The 23,012-nt window shown below is 61.9% G+C and carries 19 protein-coding genes; 10 read left to right on the forward strand and 9 right to left on the reverse strand.

All coding sequences use genetic code 11. The features are described 5' to 3' along the window. Positions 1–20 precede the first annotated feature (20 nt). On the reverse strand, positions 21–1,154 hold the full coding sequence (locus tag HG800_RS21425; protein ID WP_169979313.1) for a mandelate racemase/muconate lactonizing enzyme family protein: 1,134 nt from the start codon (positions 1,152–1,154) through the stop codon (positions 21–23). Between the two features lie 21 nt (positions 1,155–1,175). Then, a complete protein-coding gene (locus HG800_RS21430; RefSeq protein WP_206352382.1) occupies positions 1,176–2,648 on the reverse strand; it encodes a hypothetical protein in 1,473 nt (490 codons plus the stop codon). 648 nt (positions 2,649–3,296) lie between these two features. Here HG800_RS21430 and HG800_RS21435 point away from each other — a divergent pair. Next, positions 3,297–5,354: an NfeD family protein gene (locus tag HG800_RS21435; protein ID WP_169979315.1), complete on the forward strand. Its 2,058-nt coding sequence runs from the start codon at positions 3,297–3,299 to the stop codon at positions 5,352–5,354. A gap of 81 nt (positions 5,355–5,435) precedes the next feature. Here HG800_RS21435 and hisB read toward each other — a convergent pair whose 3' ends face one another. From hisB to HG800_RS21455, 4 genes are all read right to left on the reverse strand, one after another. Next, on the reverse strand, positions 5,436–6,026 hold the full coding sequence (gene hisB / locus HG800_RS21440) for an imidazoleglycerol-phosphate dehydratase HisB (RefSeq protein ID WP_169979317.1): 591 nt from the start codon (positions 6,024–6,026) through the stop codon (positions 5,436–5,438). 53 nt (positions 6,027–6,079) lie between these two features. Then, positions 6,080–7,090 (reverse strand): transglutaminase family protein, encoded by a 1,011-nt coding sequence (locus tag HG800_RS21445; protein ID WP_169979319.1) that lies wholly within the window; start codon positions 7,088–7,090, stop codon positions 6,080–6,082. A 105-nt stretch (positions 7,091–7,195) separates the two neighbouring features. Beyond that, on the reverse strand, positions 7,196–8,179 hold the full coding sequence (locus tag HG800_RS21450) for an alpha-E domain-containing protein (RefSeq protein WP_315852079.1): 984 nt from the start codon (positions 8,177–8,179) through the stop codon (positions 7,196–7,198). Then, positions 8,160–9,659 (reverse strand): circularly permuted type 2 ATP-grasp protein, encoded by a 1,500-nt coding sequence (locus tag HG800_RS21455; protein ID WP_169979321.1) that lies wholly within the window; start codon positions 9,657–9,659, stop codon positions 8,160–8,162. Before HG800_RS21455 ends, HG800_RS21450 begins: the two co-directional genes overlap by 20 nt. Before the next feature lie 249 nt (positions 9,660–9,908). Here HG800_RS21455 and HG800_RS21460 point away from each other — a divergent pair, with 249 nt between their 5' ends. Then, a complete protein-coding gene (locus HG800_RS21460) occupies positions 9,909–10,763 on the forward strand; it encodes a hypothetical protein (RefSeq protein ID WP_169979323.1) in 855 nt (284 codons plus the stop codon). Between the two features lie 230 nt (positions 10,764–10,993). After that, the gene (locus HG800_RS21465) at positions 10,994–12,085 is read left to right on the forward strand and encodes a hypothetical protein (RefSeq protein WP_169979325.1); all 1,092 of its coding nucleotides are present in this window, start codon (positions 10,994–10,996) and stop codon (positions 12,083–12,085) included. A gap of 100 nt (positions 12,086–12,185) precedes the next feature. On the opposite strand, the gene HG800_RS21470 is transcribed toward HG800_RS21465, so the two are convergent. Further along, positions 12,186–13,415 carry an alpha/beta fold hydrolase gene (locus HG800_RS21470; protein WP_169979327.1) on the reverse strand — a complete coding sequence of 410 codons (1,230 nt, stop codon included), beginning with the start codon at positions 13,413–13,415 and terminating at the stop codon, positions 12,186–12,188. Between the two features lie 225 nt (positions 13,416–13,640). On the opposite strand from HG800_RS21470, the gene HG800_RS21475 reads away from it, so the two are divergent. From HG800_RS21475 to HG800_RS21485, 3 genes are read left to right on the forward strand one after another with little or no spacing between them, the layout of a single operon-like run. Further along, positions 13,641–14,615 carry an L-lactate dehydrogenase gene (locus HG800_RS21475; RefSeq protein WP_169979329.1) on the forward strand — a complete coding sequence of 325 codons (975 nt, stop codon included), beginning with the start codon at positions 13,641–13,643 and terminating at the stop codon, positions 14,613–14,615. Beyond that, positions 14,612–15,238, forward strand: a complete 627-nt coding sequence (locus tag HG800_RS21480; RefSeq protein WP_169979332.1) for a cyclase family protein — start codon at positions 14,612–14,614, stop codon at positions 15,236–15,238. The genes HG800_RS21475 and HG800_RS21480 overlap by 4 nt, the downstream gene beginning before the upstream one ends. Further along, positions 15,235–16,437: an aminotransferase class V-fold PLP-dependent enzyme gene (locus HG800_RS21485; RefSeq protein ID WP_169979335.1), complete on the forward strand. Its 1,203-nt coding sequence runs from the start codon at positions 15,235–15,237 to the stop codon at positions 16,435–16,437. The genes HG800_RS21480 and HG800_RS21485 overlap by 4 nt, the downstream gene beginning before the upstream one ends. Positions 16,438–16,461: 24 nt before the next feature. On the opposite strand, the gene HG800_RS21490 is transcribed toward HG800_RS21485, so the two are convergent. After that, the gene (locus tag HG800_RS21490) at positions 16,462–17,175 is read right to left on the reverse strand and encodes a class I SAM-dependent methyltransferase (RefSeq protein ID WP_169979337.1); all 714 of its coding nucleotides are present in this window, start codon (positions 17,173–17,175) and stop codon (positions 16,462–16,464) included. 136 nt (positions 17,176–17,311) lie between these two features. Here HG800_RS21490 and HG800_RS21495 point away from each other — a divergent pair, with 136 nt between their 5' ends. Both HG800_RS21495 and HG800_RS21500 read left to right on the forward strand, forming a co-directional pair. Beyond that, positions 17,312–18,526 carry a cysteine desulfurase family protein gene (locus tag HG800_RS21495; RefSeq protein ID WP_169979339.1) on the forward strand — a complete coding sequence of 405 codons (1,215 nt, stop codon included), beginning with the start codon at positions 17,312–17,314 and terminating at the stop codon, positions 18,524–18,526. 102 nt (positions 18,527–18,628) lie between these two features. Next, the gene (locus HG800_RS21500; RefSeq protein WP_169979341.1) at positions 18,629–18,958 is read left to right on the forward strand and encodes a HesB/IscA family protein; all 330 of its coding nucleotides are present in this window, start codon (positions 18,629–18,631) and stop codon (positions 18,956–18,958) included. Between the two features lie 108 nt (positions 18,959–19,066). On the opposite strand, the gene HG800_RS21505 is transcribed toward HG800_RS21500, so the two are convergent. After that, positions 19,067–20,050: a phosphoglycerate dehydrogenase gene (locus tag HG800_RS21505; protein ID WP_169979344.1), complete on the reverse strand. Its 984-nt coding sequence runs from the start codon at positions 20,048–20,050 to the stop codon at positions 19,067–19,069. 236 nt (positions 20,051–20,286) lie between these two features. Between HG800_RS21505 and HG800_RS21510 the strand changes: the two genes are divergently transcribed. Further along, on the forward strand, positions 20,287–21,273 hold the full coding sequence (locus tag HG800_RS21510) for a 2-hydroxyacid dehydrogenase (RefSeq protein WP_169979346.1): 987 nt from the start codon (positions 20,287–20,289) through the stop codon (positions 21,271–21,273). Positions 21,274–21,405: 132 nt separating this feature from the next. After that, the gene (locus HG800_RS21515) at positions 21,406–22,884 is read left to right on the forward strand and encodes a hypothetical protein (RefSeq protein ID WP_235963863.1); all 1,479 of its coding nucleotides are present in this window, start codon (positions 21,406–21,408) and stop codon (positions 22,882–22,884) included. The last annotated feature ends 128 nt before the right edge of the window (positions 22,885–23,012 follow it).

The following is a 23,012-nucleotide window of genomic DNA, read 5'->3' on the forward strand; positions in this document are numbered from 1 at the left end:
TTTCAAAGAGCTCGGTTCACTCATCGAAACACCTTTCGCGTTGGCGAGAACCGTTTCAATGCGTCGGGGTCCAGCTCAATTCCCAACCCTGGCGACCTGGGGATTTCCAGGTGGCCCCGATCGTCAAGTCGAAATGGCTCCACTGTAATCGCATCAAGGTACGCACACGGCGTCAGGTATTCGACGTAGCGGGCCACCGGAATCGCCGCTGAGAATTGAAGGTCCGCAGCCAGGCCGACCGCCGTATTCCAGCCGTGAGGTACGACCTGAAGATTATGCTCACTCGCCATCCATGCGATCCGCCTCGACTCAGTCAGGCCGCCATTCTTCGTGCAGTCGGGTTGGAGAATGTCAACCGCGCGTCGCTCAATCCAGGGCATGAACGACTGTCTTCTCGTGAGGACTTCTCCTCCTGCAATCGGTACCGGCGAAACCCGAGTGAGTTGCGCGTATCCTTCAATGTCATCCGGAGGCAAAGGTTCCTCGAACCAGACGATGGCATAATCCGCCAGCATTTCAGCCGTGTTACGAGCCCAGTTCACCCCGTGCGGCCAGAATTGCTCGCTCCCACCTGCGTCGACCATCAAATCGACCTCGTCTCCCACCTCCCTCCGAGCCGTCTTCACGAGCAGCTCGTCGAATTTGCGATCCCGACGCCCAAATGGTCGCCAGCCGAGCTTGATCGCTCGAAACCCTCGTTCCACCACATCGGCCAGTGTCTTGCAAAGGGGCTCGGGTTCGTCAAAAAGAATCGACCCATAAGGCTTAATCGATTGACGGTAATCCCCTCCAAGCAGTCGCGAAACCGGCTGACCGCAGATCTTCCCCATCAGGTCCCACAGGGCGAGGTCAATCCCACTGATGGCGTGTTCGACCGATCCACCGCGACCTTGCCAGAAGCTCGACTGCCGAAGCGTCTCCGAGACCCGTTCCGGCTCCTCCGCCGAGGCCCCTTTAAGCATCGGCCAGAGCAGTTCAATTGCTCCTGAAACCAAGGAGCCCGACGTAAAGCAACTCCCCAGCCCTTCCAGTCCGTCCTCGGTGCGGAGAATGACGAGAGTATGCAAGTTTTCTTGAGGCTCATGCCCCTGGGGCCAGCCCCCGTCCACCGTCGCCCCAATCAGCGGGCAGACCTCCAGCTCCACAATCGTCACGATCGTCTGCTCCTTACGTAATCATGCCTTGAATCGCATGGAGTACAATCCAGCATCCTTCAAGACGAATCGCAATCGGATCGGGCGTCCCGCCATTCCCGAGACATCAGACCCATGATTCCAGTAGACCGAGCGCTCGATCTCATTCCCGATCGTTTCCACTGCGTCATCCAGCGAAAAGCCGGGCAGGGGGTTCCCTTCAGCATCCTGCACCTCGACCCGGATGCCTCCGGCCGCCGATGTCTCAAAGTTCAACTCCAGCGTGCCTCCTTCCACTCGAATCGGTTTCGTGATCAACTCCCCGCCGTTGTACCCGGCTCGGATACTGGCAAACCCATCGAGTCGCAAGGCATAGCGCCTTAGGTGTGCGGTCGGCTGCCCATAGTTTTGATTGGCATAGAAGGACATTTCATGAGCACTGGTTTGCACTACGTTCAAGGCCGGATAATTTGTCCGAGAGACCCAGTTCTCGGGACCAATCCCCGGGATCAGAAATCCTTCCATGAACGTCCGATCGTATACTGAACCTCCTCTTGTGGTAAGCAAAACAGCATCCGAGCAATCGTTGAAGTAACCAGGGTCGACTCCAATGTCCTCGGCCTGTTCCACCGAGATCACCCGACGACCGGGCATGAACCGCGCCGCGATCCCCACATTCAGGTGCGGAGCACGGAAATACGGACTTGTTTGATTTGTATAGAGATGTTCGATCGGCCGATCGTCGTCGTAGGTCATCAACTCCGCCTCGGTCCAGTTCCGGAAGTCTTCCGAAGTCGTTCGAGCGACCCTTCGGAAGCCATCTTTGAAGACACGGAAGTAGCACAGATAGCGCCCTTCGTGTTCCGACCAGCAGGGGACGTTTTGGGAATCGAAGGCCCCTTGGGTGATTACCGGCCCGTCACCGGTTCGTTGCCAGCGCAGGCCGTCGTCCGAGAAAAAGGCCCACAGGCCGGTTCTCCCGGTGCCAGCAAGGGCTTTGTAACGCTCGCCCGCAGGCACCTCGGGCCGCGGATCAATCATCGGACAGAAGTTATGCGAAAAGGGGGCCTGATGGGCCAGCACCAGATTGTTTGTGCGTTGTCCTTCATATTCGAACAGACCTAACTCGGGACGGTCCCAGTGTCGTCCGTCGGTCGATTCCGCGTAACAGGTCACCTCGTTGTCGCTGCCGTCTCTCCCCGATCGGGGTAGCCCCCGATAATAGAGTCGAAAAAGCCCTTGATCCTGCAACACCGTCGCATACCCGCAGAATGCCCCCTCCCAGGGACGATCAAATGGCAGGGCTACCCCCTCGTCCCGAGGTCGTGCCAATAAAAAGTTAGCGTCTCCCTCCATCCGATCGACCAGAAATCGATCAACGAACAGCTCTCGACGTGAGCCAAGCTCCAGGACACCGTCCTCCGAATCCTCATCCTTCGCCTCGACCCGAAACGGACGAACCACGGGAGCCCAGGCCATTCCTGCGGAGAGTTGAAGCCATTGGCGTCGATTCATCAGTTGTCGTCTCCGGAATGAACTCAAGGTGCTCGGAACTGACTCGCGGATCATCAAAGGTTGCCCCTGAGACAAACTCTGGCGCTGAGTCCCTCCGCGACTCAAGGTTCGGCTCTCGATTGCGGGTCAGAATACGACGCCCGATCCCGCGTCGATAGCCCTCACTCCCCGATGCCAGTTTCCTCGAGACTCAGGCACAAAGCGGTACCGCATCCCCCTCCCAGTCCTATCCTGCGTTCTTTTGATTCTCAGAAGCCTTGCCAGGAGGCTTCACGCGAGTCTGCGATCCCTGGCAAGGGAGTTGCAGGTTTGACTCCCTCTCGACACGAGGCCTATAATCACCTCGTTCGTGACGCCTAGGATGAACCCCTGGCATCACGATGATGGATCGTCTTCGCCCTGGCGAGTGACCCGTGTTTCGCTTGCTCGACTCGATTGCCGCCCTGCACCTCTTTCTCTTCACTCCGGGCAGGGTTGGATCGCTCGGATGAGTCGATGGAGCCTGAGCATCGGGGGAGTCCGGCGTCTATGAGAGTAGTCTCGCCTGGTCGGTCGTGGTCTGATTGCACGACCCTTCCAATTTCTACGGTCGCGTGTTTCCTGGTACTGGCGTCGGCCGCGTGGGGCCAGGCGGTCGATCGTGACGAGATGCCCGGCCACTTTTTCCTCATCGAGCAACCGATCGACACCGCTCGGGCCGATCGCCTCAAGAGCGCCGTCGAAACCGTGATTCGCTCGTCTGCCTCGCGTGGCGAAGAGCCGGTTCTCGTCTTCGAAATTCGCCCTGGTTCAAGTGATTACGGCATCTGTATTCAGGTTGCTGACTTCATTTCACTGAAGCTCTCGCGTGCAGAGAAAACTGTGGCCTATGTCCCCGAACCACTCTCAGGATATGCCACCTTTGTTGCGCTCGCATGCGATGAAATCGTTCTCGGTCCGTCGGCCTCCCTCGGCCCGATCACTCCCGACGGTGACGACGTCAATCCCGGACTGATCGGCTTCGCCGAGACGCTCGCGAGGACTAAGGGTCGTCCTCCCGACCTGATCGTTGGCATGCTCGATCCCTCGAACGAGTTGCTTCGCGTGCGCACTGCCGACGGACGCACCGACTACGTCCTCCGCTCCCGGCTTCCCGAATTCGAGACCCAGAATGCCGTGCTTTCCACCGAGCCCGTCTGGCAAGCTGGCGCTCGGGGACGGCTCTCGTCCGAGGCCGCTCGGAGCGAAGGTGTCGTTCGAAGTTTCGCCGCCGATCGCGCTCAGGTTGCCCGCATTTACGATCTGGATCGTGTCAGTGATTCCACGGCCCTTGGCGCAGATAAGCTTCGTCCCTTCTGGATCCAGGTCGCTCGGCCCATCGATTCCATCCAGGAATCGTTTATCAGCCGACAGATTGCCCGCGCTCAGAAATCCGGGGCCACGCTGATCATCTTTCAACTTGATACGCCCGGCGGTCAGATTCAGCCTGCCGACGATCTTGCTCAACGCATTCACAGGCTCGAAGGCATCAAGACGGTTGCTTACGTTCGGGATCGAGCCCTCGGTGTCGGCTCCCTTCTTGCCCTGGCCTGCGATGAGATTGTCTTCCACACCGATGGAAAGCTCGGCAAAATCGACGCCACCGTGACCGGCGGCGGAAAGGTCGAGCCGCTCGGCGATCGAGACCGCGAGGTCCTGGCCGATCGTCTTGCTGCTTTGGCCGACCAAAAAGGCTACCCCTCCGCCGTGGCGCGATCCCTGGTTCGACCCGATGTCGAGGTGGTCGAGGCCATCGACACCCAGACGGCCGCCGTCACCCTGGTCGATCGAGAAACGATCCAGGCCGAACCAAATCGTTTCATCGAGCAGGGCACCCTGGTGCTTGGTGACGAAATTCTGACCGTCACCGCTAGCAATGCCCAGAAGTTCGACCTCGCCAGCACCGTTCTCGACAGTGACGAGGAATTCTCAGCGCTCTACAGTCTGGGAGATGACCTCGTCCGGCTCAGAGGGCCATCGTGGGTTGATTCCCTCGTTGGCGTTCTCAATACGCCCTTCATGAGTGGCTTGTTGCTCTTTGTCGGGTTCTTCATGCTCGTCGTCGAGATGAAGCTTCCCGGCATTGGCCTGCCGGCGATCACCGCCTGTCTGGCCTTTCTCCTCTTTTTCTGGAGCCGCTATCTCGGAGGAACGGCCGACGGTCTGGAAATCATCCTGTTCATGGTCGGTCTACTTTGCCTGGCCCTCGAACTGTTTGTCTTCCCCGGGTTTGGTGTCTTCGGGATGAGCGGCGTCTTTCTCATCCTGTTTAGCGTGGTGATGGCCAGCCACAGCTTCATCATCCCGACCGAGGACTTTCAGTATCGTCAGTTGAGCCGGACCTTGATTCTGCTCATGCTTTCCATTTCCGCCGTCGTGGTCGGCGCGGTGCTCCTCGGCCGCTTCTTCCCCTCGCTTCCGTTGTTCGACAAGCTCATCCTCAAATCCGATCCCTTCAGCTTCTCGGCAACCGATGTCGAGAAGGACGTCTTCGAGCCCGAATCTCCGTACGCTTACCTTCTGGGCGAAACCGGTCGAACCACCACCGTACTTCGGCCCAGCGGCCGTGCCCGCTTCGGCGAGATCATCGCTGAAGTCACCGCCGAGCGCAACTTCATCGAGCAAGACTGCCTGATCCAGGTCGTCGACGTTCAAGGCTCCCGGATCATCGTCAAGCAACTCTCCTGAGCCGCGGTCAGGCCGGCACCACCCTTGGGGTGTTGCTCGGCCGACCGACCCGACTTCCGGAACACAGCTTCTTGGGAGTCGTCAAAGACTTCCCTTTGTCGACGGGACCCCGCCGCATCTTGGATCGGCTTCCCAGGCGTCTCGAAGCGCCCGGGCAAGACCCTTGAAGATGGCCTCGATCACGTGATGCGTGTTGGAGCCTGCGAGCACTTTCACGTGCAAATTCATTCGCCCCAACGTTGCGACCGATCGCCAGAACTCAGGCACGAGTTCCGTATCAAACGTACCGACCTTCGGGGTGGGCATCGCCGCTTCCCACGCAAAGTACGGTCGTCCTCCCAGGTCGATCGCGCAGAGAACCAACGCTTCATCCATTGGCAAGATGGCATGGCCATAGCGCCGGATTCCCGAGCGGTTGCCGAGTGCCTTATCGATGGCCATCCCGAGGCAAATCCCCACGTCCTCGGTCGAGTGGTGGTCGTCCACGTGCAGGTCTCCCTTGCACCGAACCATCAGATCACACGACGCGTGTCGAGCGAATCCTTCCAGCATGTGGTCCAGAAAGCCGATCCCGGTCTCGATCTTCGCCTGTCCGGTCCCGTCGAGGTCGAGCTCCAGGCGAATCTCGGTTTCCTTCGTCGTTCGGGTGATCTCGGCGTGGCGGTTCGGCACGGTGGGAACTCCTCACTTCGCTTCCATCGCTGTTAGCTCGCGTCGCACCAGTGTTACTGCTGCTGCTGTTGACCTTGTTGCTGACGGAGTCCCGGAGGCAGATCGGGCCGATGCCCCAGGCCAAGCGATTTCCCTCGCCGAGGCGCCGATCGGGCGGAGGCCCCTTCCGCCGACCCCGAGGCGCTCGACCCGTCGTTCAAGGGCAGGGGAGTGCCCCACTCCTGCCACTGCGGGGGAATCCGATGGACCGGCTCGACCGTCACCATCACATGGATTGACTCCTCAGACTGGCCCCGGAAGAACCCTCGGTTCGGTGGCACATCCGCGTAATCACGGCCGATGGCCGTCACCACATGGTCATCTTCCGGGTAGACCCCGTGGGTCGGGTCTACATCGACCCATCCCGAAGGCTCTCCCGCCCAGACCTGGCACCAGGCATGCGTTGCCATCTCTCCCGTTTGGTGCACATATCCGCTCACGTAACGCGCCGGCAAGCCCAGCCCTCGGCACGCGGCGATGTAGAGGTGGGCGAAGTCCTGACAAACTCCTCGGCCGAGCAACAGGGCTTCTTCCACACTTGTGAGGGCCGTCGTGGCCTTTTTCTGATACGCCAATCGGCAATCGACGGCCTCCATCACCGTCCGGGTCACGTCGGCCAGCGTCCCTTGCGGCTCGGGAAGGCTTCGGACGAATGCATCGACCTCCGGGGTGTGGGCGACCTGTCTGCTTGGCAAGAGGAACTCGAGCGCCTCCGGAGGCAAGGGCCCTCGGCCCAGCCAGGGCACTCCCGCCAACCCGGCGATCCCGAGCCTCCGGTGGGTTCTCACATAGCTCGTCGCATGCAGGACCAGCTCCCGGTACGGCGCCGTCAGGTTGAACAGGTCCACCCGGTTGCCGAATCCGTCCCGGAAGGTCGTCACCGGGCCCCTCGGGCTAATCCGAAGCCGATAGCCAAGGACCGTCTGATCCTCGTCTGACTGAGGTGCCATCCGCACCTCAAAAATCGTCTCCGACACCGGTTCGGAGTAGGTCAGGCGCGTCTCGTGATTGATTCGAAGCAACATCGCCAGCCACCTCTACCCCAGGCCCGTTTTCGAACACGTTCCCTTAAAGCGCGAGGCAACCGGGAGTTGCCGCGCATCCCTTCGACCGGTAGCGTTCGATCCGGCTCACGTAAGAAAATAGGTCTGATGAACTTCGTGAGCCGCCCGATGACAGGTCGTCAGGACCTCGGTCAAAAACTGCTCCAGACCGCGGTGAATCACCTCGTCCAGGTCTAGGAACCGTAGGTCGCTTCCCAACCGGCCAAGCAATCGTTCCGCCTCGGTGGCGAAGCCGTGCTCATCCCCACCGGAGATCGCCCGAAGCGCATTGCACGCCCGATCCACGCCGAACCGCATCGATCTCGGAAAATCCGGGTCCAGCATCAAGTAACCGACCGCCCCCAGTGGATCGATCTGCTCATGAGCCTGCCGGATATACGCGTCATATGCCGAGCAGCTTTGTAACAGACTTGTCGAGTATACGACGCGGAGCGACCCCGCCGCGAGGGGTTCGACCTGCCGGAGCGCATGCACCTTCACACCCAGGATCCGGCTCAATTGCATTACCCGCTCCAGATACCGACCGAACTGAAGAAAGTGATACACCTCCGACCGCGGCAAGGTCGATTCCACCAGCCCGGTGTACAGAATGCACGACCGCTTGATCCCCTCGAAGAAGCGCGAGGGGCTGGTCCGATAACGCCGGCGGGCCTGCCGGCCACAGAGATAAAGATACAAGCGATTGATCTGACCCCAGACCTCAGCGCTCAACGTTTCCTGCGTTCCCCTGGCGTTTTCTCGGGCCCGACCGATCATCGAGAGCATCGAATCGGCATGATCACGCTCGAAAGTCAGGAACTTCAAGACCTCGGCCCGCCCTCCATTCGGGTGCTGCGTCAGGAACGCCTCTTTGCAGCCAAGGATCGAGAGCACACTCTCGACCGGGCGTTCTCCCGCGGCCGCTGCGTGCAGGCCGGCGGCGTCCAGCTCCAGCTGGAAGCTGTCGTCGAGCAGGCGGGCCACGCTCTCGACACGCTCCAGATATCGACTGATCCAGTACAGATTCTCGGCAACCCGGCTGAGCATGGCATCAGTCCCCTTGAAGCTCACCCGTTGCCTCGTTCTGCTCGGGAGGATCCCCTCGCAAGACCCATGTGTCCTTGGTCCCTCCTCCTTGCGAGCTATTCACCACCAGGCTTCCTTTCGGTAACGCCACGCGTGTCAGCCCGCCGGGTAAGACCCTCACCTGATCGCCGAACAGTACAAAGGGCCGCAGGTCGATATGTCGGCCTTCCAGCCGGCCATCGACGAAGGTCGGATGCTGACTCAGACTGATCGTCGGCTGCGCAATGAACCGCCTTGGATCAGCCTCGATCTTCCGAGCAAACTCTTCGCGCTGGGCCTTCGTTGAGGCCGGACCGATCAGCATGCCGTAACCGCCCGATCCGTCCACCGCCTTGACCACCAGTTTCTCAAGATTCGTCAACACGTGCTGACGTTGCGACGGCTCAGTCAGGCGGAACGTCTCAACGTTCCCGAGGATCGGTTCTTCTCGAAGGTAATAGCGCACAAACTCAGGCACGAACGGATAGATCGCCTTGTCGTCGCACACGCCGGTTCCAAGCGCATTGGCCAGCCCCAGGTTCCCCGCCCGCAACGCTCCATAAAGCCCGGCAACCCCCAGCACGCTCGTCCGATCAAACGCCAATGGATCGAGCGACCGATCATCGACGCGGCGATAGAGCACATCCACCCGCCTTGGGCCTCGGGTGGTCTTCATGTAAACGTAGCCACCATCAAAAAACAGGTCGCGTCCCTCGACCAGTTCCACACCCATCTGCCGGGCCAGAAAGCTGTGCTCGAAGTAGGCCGAGTTGTACACGCCGGGTGTCATCACCGCGACCGTCGGATCGTCTCGCCCGCTTGGGTCAATCGCCCGAAGGGTCGCCAGTAGGTTCGCCGGGTAATCGTCGATCGGCCGAACGTTATACTGCTGGAACAGAAACGGGAAGACCTGCTTCATCACGTGCCGGTTATTCAGCACGTAGCTGACCCCCGAAGGCGTCCTCGCATTGTCTTCCAGCACCAGGAACTGGCCGTTCTCGTCTCGGATCAGATCGATGCCGCTGATATGAATGTATATATCGCGCGGAACTCGTAGCCCGACACACTCGCGCTGATAGCCCGACGCCCCCACCACCAGCTCCGCCGGCACCACTCGATCCTTCAGGATCAAGCGGTCGTGATACACGTCGTGCACAAAGGCGTTGAGCGCCCGAACCCGCTGCTCCAGCCCGCGCTCCAGGGTCTCCCACTCCTCGCTCGAAATCAGACGAGGAATCGGGTCGAAGGGAATGATCTGCTCCAGCCCCTCGCCCCGGCCGTAGACGGTGAAGGTAATCCCCTGTCGCCTCATGACCAGATCGGCCATGTGGTGACGTGATTCCATATCCTCGGTGCTGAGTGTCGCCAGACGGTTGTAGAGCGCACCGTAATGCGATCGAGGCCGACCGTCTTCGGCGAACATCTCGTCGAATCCGTTCCGCTCGTACTGATCAAATGGGCCTGCGTCGAACACTCTACGATTCATGGGCGGTCGTTGACCCCCGGGGCTGAGAGAGGTTTCCAGACCGTAACAGCACACCCCCCGACCGTCAATCCAACCCTGCAACTCCCTGGGCCGACCTCCTCATCAACGCGATCGGACAGACCTCAATCGATCGACCGATCATCGTCCCGCAGCGAATTCCCGGTTCAGTTTCTCTGGACCTTTTCGCCTTGAAGCACGATATTCCGAAACAAACGGAGTTTGTCCAAGGCTCAGGAAAGGCCGAATCCCATGCCAGACGCTGACTGGGTCCGCTACCGATCCCTGCGCGGCCACGCCCTGCCCGCGACGGCTACGCTCCTGGGCTCCGAAGCCTACGCCCTCGAAAAAACCCTGAAGTTCGACTTCTATGCCGTGACTGGCATCTACCGCCGGGTTGATCCCGATTCTCAGGCTCCCGCCCAGATCCTCCTCAAGATCTATCACGCCGACCCCTGGTGGCTGCCTCCCCTGACCCTGCTCGGCGTCTATCTTGCCCACCGAGAGCGCCATTATCTCCGCCGCCTGTCTGGCATCGAGGGCGTTCCCACCCTTCTCGAATCCTTCGGTCGGAACGGGCTGGTCCGCGAATACCTTGACGGCGTCAACCTCCGCGAATACTTTCGCGGCCAACGCCGTCGCGTCGAGGCCGAGTACTTCCCCCGCCTCTTTCAAATCCTCGACGCGATCCACCAGCGCGGCATCTCGCACAACGACCTCTCAAAGCCCGAGAACGTCCTTGTTCTCCCCAACGGTTCGCCCGCGATCATCGACCTGCAAATCGCCCTCGAACTGTTCCCCCGGTGGCTCGGCCGCCCGATCGTCGCGTATCTTCAGCGCGTCGATCGCTACCACCTCCGCAAGCTCCACCGCCGCCAGCGCCCTGAGGATTTCACCGAATCCGAACTCTCCTCCGCCCGTCGAAAGGGTGCGATCCTGATCCTCCACAGCCTCGTCCGACGCCCCTATCGCGCCGTCCGGCACTTCATTCTCGGCCGGTTCCTGACTGACAAGGCCGCTCCTCCACCCGCGTCGAGCATCCCCAAGGCCTACATGTTCCGCGATGCCGCCTCGCATCCCGATCGCCAGTCCGCGCCGAAGGCGTAATCGCACCCATCGACCCGATCTCGGTTTCCGGGTTCCCTCGATCCTGAAAGCGACCTCGAAACGGTCGGCCGTCCTCGGCTCGACCGTTTCGCGATTCTTGGGTTTCAGGAATTTCGCAATTAAGCCTCCCGATTTCCTCGATCATGAAAGGAAGGCGCGAGGGTCCGCTCCTCGTTCTCGCACTGGTTCGATTCTCAATCCTTGAACTCGCACCCTAATGGAACCTTCTCATGGCCGCCACCATGACTCAAATCCTTGCCAATCGCCTCAATGCGCTTCGCTCGACTGGTCCAAAAACCGATTCTGGCAAGGACGCCTCCAGCCGCAACGCCCTCAAGCACGGCCTTTCCCAGGTCGGCACTCGACCTCCCTCGGACATGGCCGCGGCCATCGCCGAACGCAAGACCCTCTGGGCACCCGATTACCGGCCCGAAGGGCCTTCGCAGACCTGGGTGTTCGAACGCCTCGTGGCCGAGTCGGTCCGCCTCGACGCCTGCGAGGCGCGTCTCCTCGCCGCTCGCGAAGAACTCGCCCTGACCGCTTCCGAATCCTGGGACGACGACCGCGCCGCCGTGGCCTCCTCCCTCGGCTCCCGACTCGCCGCCCAACCCGACCGCATCCAACCCCTCTTGCTCCAGAACAAACATGGTGTGCTCTGGCTCCTCGACCGCTGGGCTGAGGTGGCCGATTCGATCAGCCGGCACGACGGCTGGACCGTCGACACCTGGCAACGAGCGCTTGATCTCCTCGGCCTTCCCTCCTCGGCCCGAGACGGGACCGGCCCCTGGGACCTCGATCCCGAGGACAACACAGCCTGTCCCGGCCTGGCACTGGTCTCCCAGGCGGTCGAGGCGCTCAGCGATCGCCTCGACGCGTACCTCAATGCCCGAGACACCCGCCATCGCCTCAACGCTGAGGCCGGTCTCTCCGCCCTCGATCCCGCTCCGATCCGCCTCCTCGAACGTTATGCCGCAGACGCTCGCCGACGCATCCTTTTTTGCACGAATGAATTACGTCGTCTTCAATCCGATCGTGGGCGAGTGGATTCTTGCATCGCTCACGCTCCTACCTCTGATCTCCGACCCCCGGGTCCTCGACCGGATCGCGACCCCCGAGGTGCCCGCTGCAATCCCGAGCCTCCCCCCCCATCGCAAGAGTTGGCTGCTGATCCGAACGCCCCAGGTCTTCGATCCCCAAACGAAGCCAGTTCCGATCGCGTTCAGGGGCGCGGATCCCTGCGCCGATCGGTCCTCCCCGGCGCGTCCGTCCCGCTCAATCGGCGAGCGCGACGCGCCCGAAACGCTGCTGCCCGCCGTTCGTAAACCCGAAATCTCCCGAGAGGAAGGAACTCCAGGCACTCCCGTCCTGACTGGGAGGACCTCTCGCGTTCTCCGTCCGTCTCGACCGATCGACTCACCCGAATCAACGGGCTCCCAGCAACCACTGTTCGATGTACGGATAGACCTGTTGTCGGCTCGTCAGACCGACCAGGGCGTCCGAGTGGCCCGAGTCGGCGGCGAAGCCCTGGGCGCGACCGAAGTACATCAAGGTCTTGTCGGTTGATCCGACCCGCTCGTAGATCGTCTGCTGGACAGCCGGAGGGGCCAGTTGATCGGCCGAGCCGCAAGCCACCAGAATCGGCGCCTGGACGTTCGGCAGCATCGCCGCATAGCTAAAGGTCTTGCCCGCGTCGAGCAACTCTTTCCGGGCCGCGAGCGTGAGGTATTGCTGCAAGAGTCCGATCGACGGCACATCAACCCCGTCATGCGTCAAGGCCCGATACACTCTCGGGTCCACGTGGCTGTTGTTGAAGAACATGTTGTCGATGCTCGTCTTCGAGTCGATGATCAGCTCTTCCGGCAGAATCTCCCCGGCAATCTGTCCCTGACGCAGGGCGAGCAATTCCATGAGAAACTGAGTGGCAAGCTGTCCGTTAGGCATCGTCACCTGGCTCCCGACCGTGACCAGGCGGCCGATCCCCGGGTTTTGGTACCGCGAGAGGTGGCAGAGGCCGATGATCCCTCCCATCGAGTGCCCGACCCAGGCCACTTCCGGCGCTCTGGTGTGCGATCGGACGAGATGGACCAGGGCCGGCACGTCGTAGTTGATGTGATCGTCCAGGTTCCAGCGGGCAAACTTCGGGTCGAGCGTCGCGTAGCCGGTCGGAGCCATCCGGTTGTTCGTGGCCCTTCGGATCAGCCCCCCCACCACCATCGTTGGCGCAGCATCGATCTTGGCCACCCACTTCGAACTGAGGCCCGACCCGCGCAGGTTCACCACCCAGACCTCCCAGCCCCGTTCGGCCAGATACTGGGGGAAGCTGACCTCGGGGCTGATGTCCCAGAACTGGGCGTTGTAGCTCAGGCCGTGGCAGAGGATGACCGGCATCGTGCCCGGTCTCATCCCGGTGCTCGGTCGGAAGCGATGGGCGACGAGTGTCCAGCCGTCGGCCGTCCGGATCGGAAATGTCTCACCGGTCAGGTGCGGTTTGAGGGTTCGCTGAATGTTCTCAGGGCTCAATTGCTGGCGGAGCAGTTCCTTGCCGAAGTCTTCGAGGAGAGCCCCGAAGTCCTGGCCCTTCGCCACCGAAGCCCCGATCGACGCCTCTGCCAACAAGAGGCCCGCCGCTTTGATCGCCTGTCGTCGGTCCATCGGTCGGATCTCCACGCTCCATCCATCCTTGGGCAGGCCGGCTCGCCCCGGGCGCACTCCGGCCGTGGGTCCGTCTCTACCATCCTTCGGCTCCATTGCCCACCCGAGCTTTGAGCCGATCGCGATCCTCCAACCACCCGATCGGTCGCCGAGCCGTTGACGATTCGATACGCTAGTCGAAGACCCTCACCAAAACACGACACCATGACTTGAGGAAGCCGACTCATGATCGGAGAAGCTCGCGGCGGCAAGGTCGGCCTGATTGGCACCGGCATGGTGGGCAGCTCCTTTGCCTACGCCCTCATGCAGCGCCGGGTGGCCTCCGAACTGGTCATGATCGACCTCGATCCTCGACGGGCCGAAGGAGAGGCGATGGACCTCAACCACGGCCTCCCCTTCGTCTCTCCCATGCGGGTCCGGGCCGGAACTTACGACGACCTCTCCGACGCCGAGGTCGTTGTCATCACTGCCGGCCGGAACCAGCGTCACGGCGAGACCCGACTCGATCTCCTGGCCAAGAACGCCGCCGTCATCGAGGACATTGTCCCAAAGGTCGTCGCCGCGTCTCCCAGCGCCATTCAGTTGATCGCGACCAATCCGGTCGATGTCCTGACCCAGATCGCCGCCGAGAAAGCCGGATTGCCGCCGGGCCGGGTCCTCGGCTCGGGCACGGTGCTCGACACCGCTCGCTTCCGATTCCTCCTGGGTGAGCACTTCCGGGTCAACCCTCGGAGCGTCCACGCCTACATCATCGGCGAGCACGGCGATACCCAGGTCCCCGTCTGGAGCCTCGCGTCGATCGGAGGCGTCGGACTCGAAACCTTCGTCGGGTCGCAGGGACGCTCCAAGGACCTCGCCGACCGTGCTCGGATCGCCGAGCAGACCCGCACCGCCGCCTACGAGATCATCCAGCGCAAGCACGCGACCTACTACGCCATCGGACTGGCTCTTGTCAGCATCGTCGAGGCGATCCTCCGCGACCAGAAGACCGTTTTGACCGTCTGCTCCCCCCTCACCAACCTTGAAGGGCTCTCCGGCCCCATGTCGAGCAGCCTCCCCAGCATTGTCGGTCGAGGAGGGGCCGAGCACGTCATCGACCTCCCTCTCACCCCCTCCGAGCGATCCGCGTTCATCCACTCCGTCCAGACCCTCCGCAAGAGCCTCGACGAGGTCCGAGGGATCGGGGGCTCCTTCGCATGATCTTCGACCTCTCCCCTCCCATCTCCGACCGCCTGAAGGTCTGGCCGGGTGACACCCCGCCACGCCGCGAGGTCCTGCTCGACCTCGACCGGGGGGACAACCTCACCCTCTCGACCCTGCATGCGACCGTTCACCTCGGCTCCCACGTCGACGGCCCGAACCACTACGGCCGAGGATCGGGCGGCGTCGATTCCTGGCCGATCGACCGCTTTGTTGGTCCCTGTCAGGTCGTCCGCGTGTCCGTCGAGCCGGGAGCGTTGGTCCGTGTTGAGCACCTTCAAGGAACCACAGTCGACGCCCCTCGCCTCCTGATCGCGACCGGCTCCTTCCCCGACCCCGAGTCCTTCCGCGAGGACTTCAACGCCCTCGACCCCGAACTCGTCTCCTTCCTGCACGATCGCGGAGTCCGGCTCATCGGGGTCGATACACCGAGCGTCGACCCCTTCTCCTCGAAGGAGCTTCCCGCCCATCACCGCTTCCTCGACCTCGGCGTGACGATCCTCGAAGGGCTGGTCCTGGCCAAGGTGCCGGAAGGCCGATACGAGCTGATCGCCCTGCCGCTTCTGCTCGTCGGGTTTGACGCCAGTCCGGTCCGAGCCATCCTGAGGACCGTTCCAACATGAGCCCCGCCACCCCGAACGACCCCCTCCTGAGCTTCCGCGACCGCTTCCCGATCCTCGGGACGACGACCTACCTCATCAGCAACTCCCTCGGTGCCGTGCCCAGGGGCGTCGATGAGAGCCTCCACGACTACTATGCCACCTGGGCCACCCGAGGGGTCCGAGCCTGGGAGGAGACCTGGTGGGACCTGGCCGCCTCGACAGGCGATCTGGTCGCCCCCTTGATCGGGGCCGGGCCGGGCGAGGTGGTCTTCCAGCCGAGCGTGACGCTCGCTCATGCCGTCCTCTTTAGCTGCTTCGACTTCCGAGGCTTGCGCCCTCGGGTCGTCACCGACGCCATGCACTTCCCCTCGATCCGCTACCTCATCGAGGGGCTCAAGGCCGAAGGGGCCGAGGTCATTGACATTCCCTCCGACGACGACAGCACGATCGAAACCCAGCGGGTCATCGACGCCATCGACGCCCAGACAGCCTTCGTAAACCTCTCCCACGTCCTGTTTAAAAGCTCGTACATCCACGACATCGCCGCCATCGTCGAGCGGGCCCGTCAGGTCGGGGCCTACACCATCATCGACGGCTATCAGGCGGTCGGCTCGATCCCGGTTAATGTCCGGTCACTGGGCGTCTCCGCTTACATCGGCGGTTGCCTCAAGTGGCTCTGCGGAGGCCCCGGCGCCGCCTTCCTCTGGGTCCGGCCCGAGCTTCGCAAGACGCTCGCCCCTCGCCTCACCGGCTGGATGGCTCACACCCAGCCCTTCGCGTTCCAGCCTTCGCTCGATCGCCGATCTGACGCTTGGCGGTTCCTCCACGGCACCCCGAACATCTCCGCCCTCTATGCGGCCCGGCCCGGCCTGGAAATCCTCCACGAGGCCGGTATCGACGCCATCCGCGCCAAGTCCCTCCGCCAGACCGAGCGTCTGCTCGAACTGGCCGACGCCCGAGGCTTTTCCTCAACCACCCCGCGCAACCCCGAACATCGGGCAGGGACCGTCGCCCTGAACGTTCCCCACGGCCTTGAGGTCTCCCGAGCGCTCAAAGCTCGGGAGATTCTCTGCGACTACCGTCCCGGAGCCGGGATCCGCCTCTCACCCCACTTCTACACGAGGGACGATGAGCTGGACCTCGCCCTCAATGCCATCACCGAGATCCTCGACACCGGCGCCTGGCGAGCCTTCACTGGCACCGCCGGCGCTGTGACCTGATTCCGCGTGCTCTATCCCTTGCGGTCAGCGCCTTCCGCTCGACTGGCGAACCTCGGAAGGGGTCACCGCAAAGTGCGGTCGACCAAGGGTCGTGGCCGATCGGGTCAGTCCTTCAGTGAGCAGGAAGGGAGCCGGGCCTCGGTGAACCGTTTGTTCCGTCTCGACGAATCCGGCGTTGGCAAAGAGGTCGCGCATCCGAGCCCGAGAGCAGTGGTGGACGTTCCCCTCGACCGTCTCCACGCAGACATCGTAGATGAACCAGCCCCAGGGAGCATCGCGGTAGCCGTCGATCAGCATCAACCGGCCCCCCGGCTTCAAGACCCGGTGCATCTCGGTCACGGCCCGCTGCTGGTCGGGATAGTGGTGAAAGCTGTTGGCACAGGTTACCACGTCGAAGCTCCCGCTGGCGAAGGGCAAGTGCTCGCTGTCTCCCTGGACCGGCATGAGGGAATTCTTGTGAGAAGCCCAGCGAGCCGCGCCACCCTGGAGCATCTCGGCGACAAGGTCCATGCCATAGACCTGAGCATTTGGCAGGGCTTTGAGGATCTTCTCACCGAACTGGCCGGTCCCGCATCCTGCATCGAGGACCCGGATGGGCCGGTCGCCGAAGCGCTGCTGAATTCGCCGAATCAATGCCCGGTGCGAGGGGCCGAAGAGCAACCACTGAAGGATGCAGCGATCGTACGACTCGCTCCAGCGGGTGAACTCTTCCGTGGCCTGCTGCTTGTCGTAGCCCATGGTCGCGTCCTCCGATGACCGTCTCGTGCGGGTTCCTTCCCGAGGGGGCGACGTAGCTTGATCGAGACGCCATTTTTCGACAAGGTGGATTTCTTCCGAACCTCCTACAGAACGACTCTGATCGCGAGCTTCCGTTGTGACCGCATTGCCGATCTACCTCGATAACCACGCCACCACTCGCACCGACCCCCGCGTCGTCGAGTCCATGCTCCCTTACTTCACTGAGCACTACGGCAACGCCTCCAGCGTCTCTCACCGCTTCGGCTGGGAGGCGGGAGACGCAGTCGATCGGGCTCGTGAGCAGGTTGCATGCTTGATCGGAGCCGAACCGTCCGAGATCGTCTTTACCTCCGGCGCAACTGAGGCCAATAACCTCGCCCTTAAAGGAACCGCCCTTGCCTCCCGAGCGAAGGGGGGGAACCATCTTGTCTGTTCGAGTGTTGAGCACCGGGCCGTGCTCGATCCACTCCGTCGCCTCGCCCGCGAATCGGGTTGGCAACTGACCGTTGTGCCCTGCGAACCCTCCGGTCGAATCTCGGTCGAGGCCGTCGAAAACGCCCTGACGGATCGCACGGTCCTCGTCTCGATCATGGCAGCCAACAACGAGGTCGGTACCCTCAACCCCATCGGAGCGATCGGCCGTTTGTGCCGGGATCGAGGCATCCTTTTCCACACCGATGCGGCTCAGGCGGTCGGTAAGATCCCGATCGACGTTCAGGGCGACGCGATCGACCTGCTCAGCCTGACCGCTCACAAGTTTCACGGCCCGAAAGGGATAGGTGCCCTCTACGTGCGTCGCCAGGACCGACGGGCCCGGCTGGTCTCCCTGGTCGACGGTGGGGGCCACGAGCGAGGCTTGCGGAGCGGCACCTTGCCGGTTCCCTTGATTGTCGGACTCGGCCGAGCGGCCGAGTTGGCTCGGGTGGAAGGGCCGACTGACGCAGATCGAATGCGAACTCTTCGGGATCGACTGGACAGGACCATCCGGTCGTTGCTCGACGATCAAGGCATCGTGCTCAATGGCCATCCGATCGATCGATTGCCGAACAACCTGAATCTGAGCTTCGAAGCAGTGCAAGGCGAAGCCCTCTTGATGGGACTTCGGAGCATCGCCGTCAGCTCCGGAGCTGCGTGTTCGTCTGCCGAACCTGAGCCAAGCTATGTCCTTCGGGCAATGGGGCGAGACGAGCAACTCGGCCGGGCCAGCCTTCGCTTCGGACTCGGCCGATTCACCACCCGAGAGGACGTCGATCAGGCCGCGAAGGTCGTCACGGAAACCGTGGCTCGACTGCGACAATCGGCCTCGGGAGGCTCCGCCCCCGACCCAGATCTTGCGTGGAACGACTTGTGATTGTTCGACAACTGCGTAGAATGTCTAACGTAAAGATCGCACCCACCGGCGAAGTTTGTTCGCCGTTCCTCCCTCCGTCATTGAGTCAGGAGCACGAACCCGATGAGTGTCACGCTCACCGAAAAGGCCGCCAGCGAGGTCAAGCGAATCATTGAAGAGCAAGGCAACGGCCAGGAACTTGTCCTGCGCGTGGGAGTGCAGGGTGGCGGCTGCAGCGGCTTTTCCTACAGCTTGAACTTTGATTCCGAGACGAGCGAGCGGGACCGCGTGGCCGAGTTCCACGGCGTTCGCCTGGCGATCGAAAAGAAATTTGACCCCTACCTCGATGGCACGGTCATCGACTTCATTGACGACCTCGGCCGTCGCGGCTTTGCCTTCAACAACCCGAACGTGACCAAGAGCTGCGGTTGCGGAAGCTCGTTCCAGGTCTGATCCGTCCTGAGACGGGGTGACGGATGGTACCGTTCGATGGATCGCCTCTCGCCGGCCCCTGTCGATGGGCCGGCGAGGCTTGCGTTCCCTGATGGTTCGTGCTGCCAATTACCACGCCCAGTTGGGGCGGATCTCTGGATTCACCACGCAGTCGCCAGGCCAACGCCCTTCGTGTAACTCCACGATGCAGTGGGCTGCCATCTTGGCCATGTCTGCCATGGATCGTTCGTCCACGCCAGCGATGTGGGGGCTTGAGACGACGTTCGGCAACGCAATCAACGGATGATCGGCCGGCGTTGGCTCGACCCGGAACACATCCAGGCCTGCCCCGGCGAGGTGTCCGGACGTAAGCGCCTGATACAGTGCCTCTTCATCGACCAGACCACCCCGGCTGGTATTGATGAGGATGGAACCGGGCTTCATCAGGGCGATCCGACGTTCGTCGATGAGATTACGAGTCGCATCGGTCAGGGGCACGTGGAGACTGACCACATCCGACTCTGCCAGCAGCATCTCGAAGGGGCATCGCTCGATGCCATGCTCGGCATCGAAGACGGGATCGGTCACCTCATCATGGGCGAGCACTCGCATCCCGAACGCCCTGGCGCGCGGGACCATGGCTCGGCCGATCCGTCCCAGTCCGACGAGTCCGAGGGTTGTGTTCCGCAACGGCCGGACGATCGTCCGGTTCCAGCCCCCCGATCGGATGATCTGATCGTTGATTGCCACACGTCGTGCGACGCCGAGCAAGAGCGCAAACGCCTGCTCCGCGACACTGTCGTGATTGGTCCCCGGGGTGATGGTCACAGCGATCGTTCGGGCCGAGGCCGCCGCCACGTCCACCGCATCGTAACCGACCCCTGTTCGAGCAATCACACGGAGTTTCGGGCACGCTGCGATCAAGGCGGCCGAGATCCGTTCACCTCCTGCGACAATCGCTTCGCAGGCGGGCAAGCTGTCAAAGAGTTGGGAATCGGTCAGAACATCATCACCCTGCGGGTCAACCGTCTGAAATCCACCCTGATGAAGCAGATCTCGGAAGGGGCCGGGCTGATGGCGAATGGGGCTGGCTCCAATCAAGGCAAGCGGCATGGTTCGAGCATCCCAAAGGGGTATCGGGCCGGACGGATTCCGCCGGGGTTTCGTTGCAGGGCCTTGCACGATTCCGCATGATAACCAGTCTGATCAAGTCAGGCTTGGGTCGTGGGACGAGAATTCGATCAGAGACTGGGCATCGTTGAGCCAAGGGTGGTAGGATCATTTTGGGTCATCGCAATTCGGGTCCGAAAGGTCCGAGGTTGTTCATCAAGTCCGGAGTCTTGAATTTCGTGCCCGGGCGAGTTTTCATCACGCGACCGATTCCCGACATCGGCCCTCGTCTGATCGAGGAGGTCGCGGACGAGGTCGAGATCTTCCCGCATGATCGCCCCATGACGCGGACGGAATTGCTTGACGCCGTTCAAGGGAGAGACGGTGTTCTTTGCATGCTGACCGATCGAATCGACGCCGAGGTGCTCGACGCTGCACAAGGGTGCCGGATCTTCGCCAACATGGCCGTAGGTTATAATAACCTGGACATTCCCGCCGCCACCGATCGCGGGATTCTCCTCACCAATACCCCAGGGATCTTGACCGAGGCTACTGCCGACCTGACCTGGACCTTGATCCTCTCCGTTGCCCGTCGCGTCGTAGAAGGGGATCTTGAGATGAGATCGGGCCGATTTCCGGGATGGGGTCCGCGTTACATGCTGGGTGCCGATGTTTCGGGACAGACGCTCGGACTTGTCGGACCAGGTCGAATTGCCCTGGCAGTCGCCCAGCGGGCCATCGGGTTCACGATGCGGATTCTGTACACCGGAAGACGAGTTGAGTCTTCGTTTGAAGCCCTCGGAGCAGCGAAGGTGCCGCTGGAGGAATTGCTTCAGCAGTCCGATTTTGTCAGCCTTCACGTCCCACTCACCGAGACAACGTATCACCTGATCGACGCCAAAGCCCTCGGACTCATGAAATCAACCGCCTGCCTGATCAACACGTCGCGGGGCCCGGTCGTTGATGAACGAGCTCTCGTGGACGCGCTTCGGTCAGGGCAAATTGCCGGGGCAGGGCTTGACGTCTATGAACGTGAACCGCAGATGGCCCAGGGACTGGCGGAGTGTGCGAACACCGTCTTGCTTCCCCATCTTGGGAGTGCGACCAGGGGAACCCGGAATGCCATGGCCCGCAAGGCGGCGGCAAATCTCAATGACGCGTTACGAGGGCGTCGGCCAGCCGACCTCTTGAATCCGGAAGCCTGGCGCGATCCACCTCATTCGTGAGTTGGAATGATGGGTCAACATTTCTCGACTTTATGTGACTTTGGCGATCTTTCACTTCATGGCTAGAACACGCTCATTCTCAATGGGTGTCTTGCTGGCCTGCTCGGGTAGGACTCGTGGACGATGGGCGTGATGAAGTTTCGATTAACGCCTCCTGATCTGTCCGAGCGGCTACCCGAACTGCGGAGGGGGTATTTCACCGGGCTCGATCGAACTCCAGAGCCCGTCTCAATCGACCTGCGTCCCGGTTTGCTGGTCACACAGCGCGATTCTCCCGATAGCGGGCGGCTTCATGTGCCTTTTCCGGTCGAAGGCTTTGGGATGCCGTTCGTCAGCACGGCCACTCTGGCCGAGCGGTCCCGGCCCTTCGATCTCACCGTGGAATTGGCTCGGGGAAAACTGTTCGACGTGCGCGGTCAGGCGGGAGACTGGCGTCATCTCGGGTTGCACTTGCCCGAAGAGGTCTCCGCCCCCCTGGCCGAATCCATCCGAGCCTTCTCCAGGGCCGTGACCTGCGAGAATCCGTCGCGGGCCGCCTCGTTCGCCCGGGCGAGTCTTGCAGCTTCGTTTCGGGCTGGAGAGCACCTGACGGAGACCTACACGACCCAGGTCATTCGCAAACGCCTGGAACACTCCTCGAAACTGCCGACGCTGCTCGGCTGTGGACTGAACGCGGATCCGGTTGGGAGCCCCTGGGCAGATTCACTCATCGAGCTTATCAATGCCGCCCGGGTTCGCTGTTCCTGGGCGGAACTGGCTCCGACCGAGGGACGCTATCGTTGGGAAGCACTCGATGCTCAGATCGAGTGGTGCCAATCTCGAAATCTGATGCCGATGGCTGGGCCCATTCTGGAGTTTCGGCCATCGTCCTTCCCCGACTGGCTCTGGCTCTGGGCCGGAGACGTCGAGGAGATCAGCTCGATGGCGATCGACCTGGTCCGTCAGGCGGTCTCGCGCTACAAGGGGCGACTCGGTCACTGGCACCTGGTGGCTCGGCCAGCCTCGGGAGACGTGCTCGGCATGTCTGAGGAGGAGCAAATTCGCCTGGCCGCCCGATGCGTTCAGGTGGCCCATCAGGTCGATCCTGTAACCCCTTTGATCGTCGACTTTGACCAGCCCTGGGCCGAGTGGCTCGGCTCCAGCCCCTTTCGAATCGGCCCCCTCCATGTGGCTGATTCGCTGTCGAGAGCTGAGATTGGCCTGGCTGGGGTCGGGATTGAGGTCGCACCGGGGTTCAGCTCACCGGGCAGTCATATGCGAGATCTCTTTGAGTTTTCTCGGATGCTCGACCTCTTTGCTTTGCTCAATCAGCCCCTGCACGTGACCATCGCATTACCCTCGACTCGCGGTAAGGACCCTCAGACCTCGGGTGAAATCAAGGTGGAGAAGCGGCAGTGGCCCGGTACCCCGACTCCGGAAATGCAGCGTGATCTGGCCTCGCGATGGATCGCGCTCGCAGCTGCCAAGCCTTACGTCCGATCGGTCATCTGGACCCATGCCACCGACGCGTCGCCGCACCTTTATCCCCACGCCGGGCTCTTTGATGCGGAAGGGCAGGCTAAACCGCTGGTTCCCTGGCTTCGTGAGTTCCGCAAGACGTATCTCGTGTGATCCCTCCCAGTCCCCACGAACCTCACGAGCCTCGTTCTGTTGACCCGATCGGTTCGGTTTCGGTACGGTAATCGTGGGATCGATCGGCGGTTCAACAGGGTGACTCCACCTTTTTTTGAGGACTTTGC

Origin of the sequence: Tautonia rosea (genome assembly GCF_012958305.1) — a bacterium.
GTDB classification, from domain to species: Bacteria; Planctomycetota; Planctomycetia; order Isosphaerales; family Isosphaeraceae; genus Tautonia; species Tautonia rosea.

Coding starts and splice junctions, on each gene's coding strand:
- HG800_RS21430 (WP_206352382.1), bottom strand. CDS start 2,648: ATGAATCGACGCCAATGGCTTCAACTCTCCGCAGGAATGGCCTGGGCT.
- HG800_RS21435 (WP_169979315.1), top strand. CDS start 3,297: ATGCCCGGCCACTTTTTCCTCATCGAGCAACCGATCGACACCGCTCGG.
- HG800_RS21445 (WP_169979319.1), bottom strand. CDS start 7,090: ATGTTGCTTCGAATCAATCACGAGACGCGCCTGACCTACTCCGAACCG.
- HG800_RS21455 (WP_169979321.1), bottom strand. CDS start 9,659: ATGAATCGTAGAGTGTTCGACGCAGGCCCATTTGATCAGTACGAGCGG.
- HG800_RS21460 (WP_169979323.1), top strand. CDS start 9,909: ATGCCAGACGCTGACTGGGTCCGCTACCGATCCCTGCGCGGCCACGCC.
- HG800_RS21465 (WP_169979325.1), top strand. CDS start 10,994: ATGGCCGCCACCATGACTCAAATCCTTGCCAATCGCCTCAATGCGCTT.
- HG800_RS21470 (WP_169979327.1), bottom strand. CDS start 13,415: ATGGACCGACGACAGGCGATCAAAGCGGCGGGCCTCTTGTTGGCAGAG.
- HG800_RS21475 (WP_169979329.1), top strand. CDS start 13,641: ATGATCGGAGAAGCTCGCGGCGGCAAGGTCGGCCTGATTGGCACCGGC.
- HG800_RS21480 (WP_169979332.1), top strand. CDS start 14,612: ATGATCTTCGACCTCTCCCCTCCCATCTCCGACCGCCTGAAGGTCTGG.
- HG800_RS21485 (WP_169979335.1), top strand. CDS start 15,235: ATGAGCCCCGCCACCCCGAACGACCCCCTCCTGAGCTTCCGCGACCGC.
- HG800_RS21490 (WP_169979337.1), bottom strand. CDS start 17,175: ATGGGCTACGACAAGCAGCAGGCCACGGAAGAGTTCACCCGCTGGAGC.
- HG800_RS21500 (WP_169979341.1), top strand. CDS start 18,629: ATGAGTGTCACGCTCACCGAAAAGGCCGCCAGCGAGGTCAAGCGAATC.
- HG800_RS21505 (WP_169979344.1), bottom strand. CDS start 20,050: ATGCCGCTTGCCTTGATTGGAGCCAGCCCCATTCGCCATCAGCCCGGC.
- HG800_RS21515 (WP_235963863.1), top strand. CDS start 21,406: ATGAAGTTTCGATTAACGCCTCCTGATCTGTCCGAGCGGCTACCCGAA.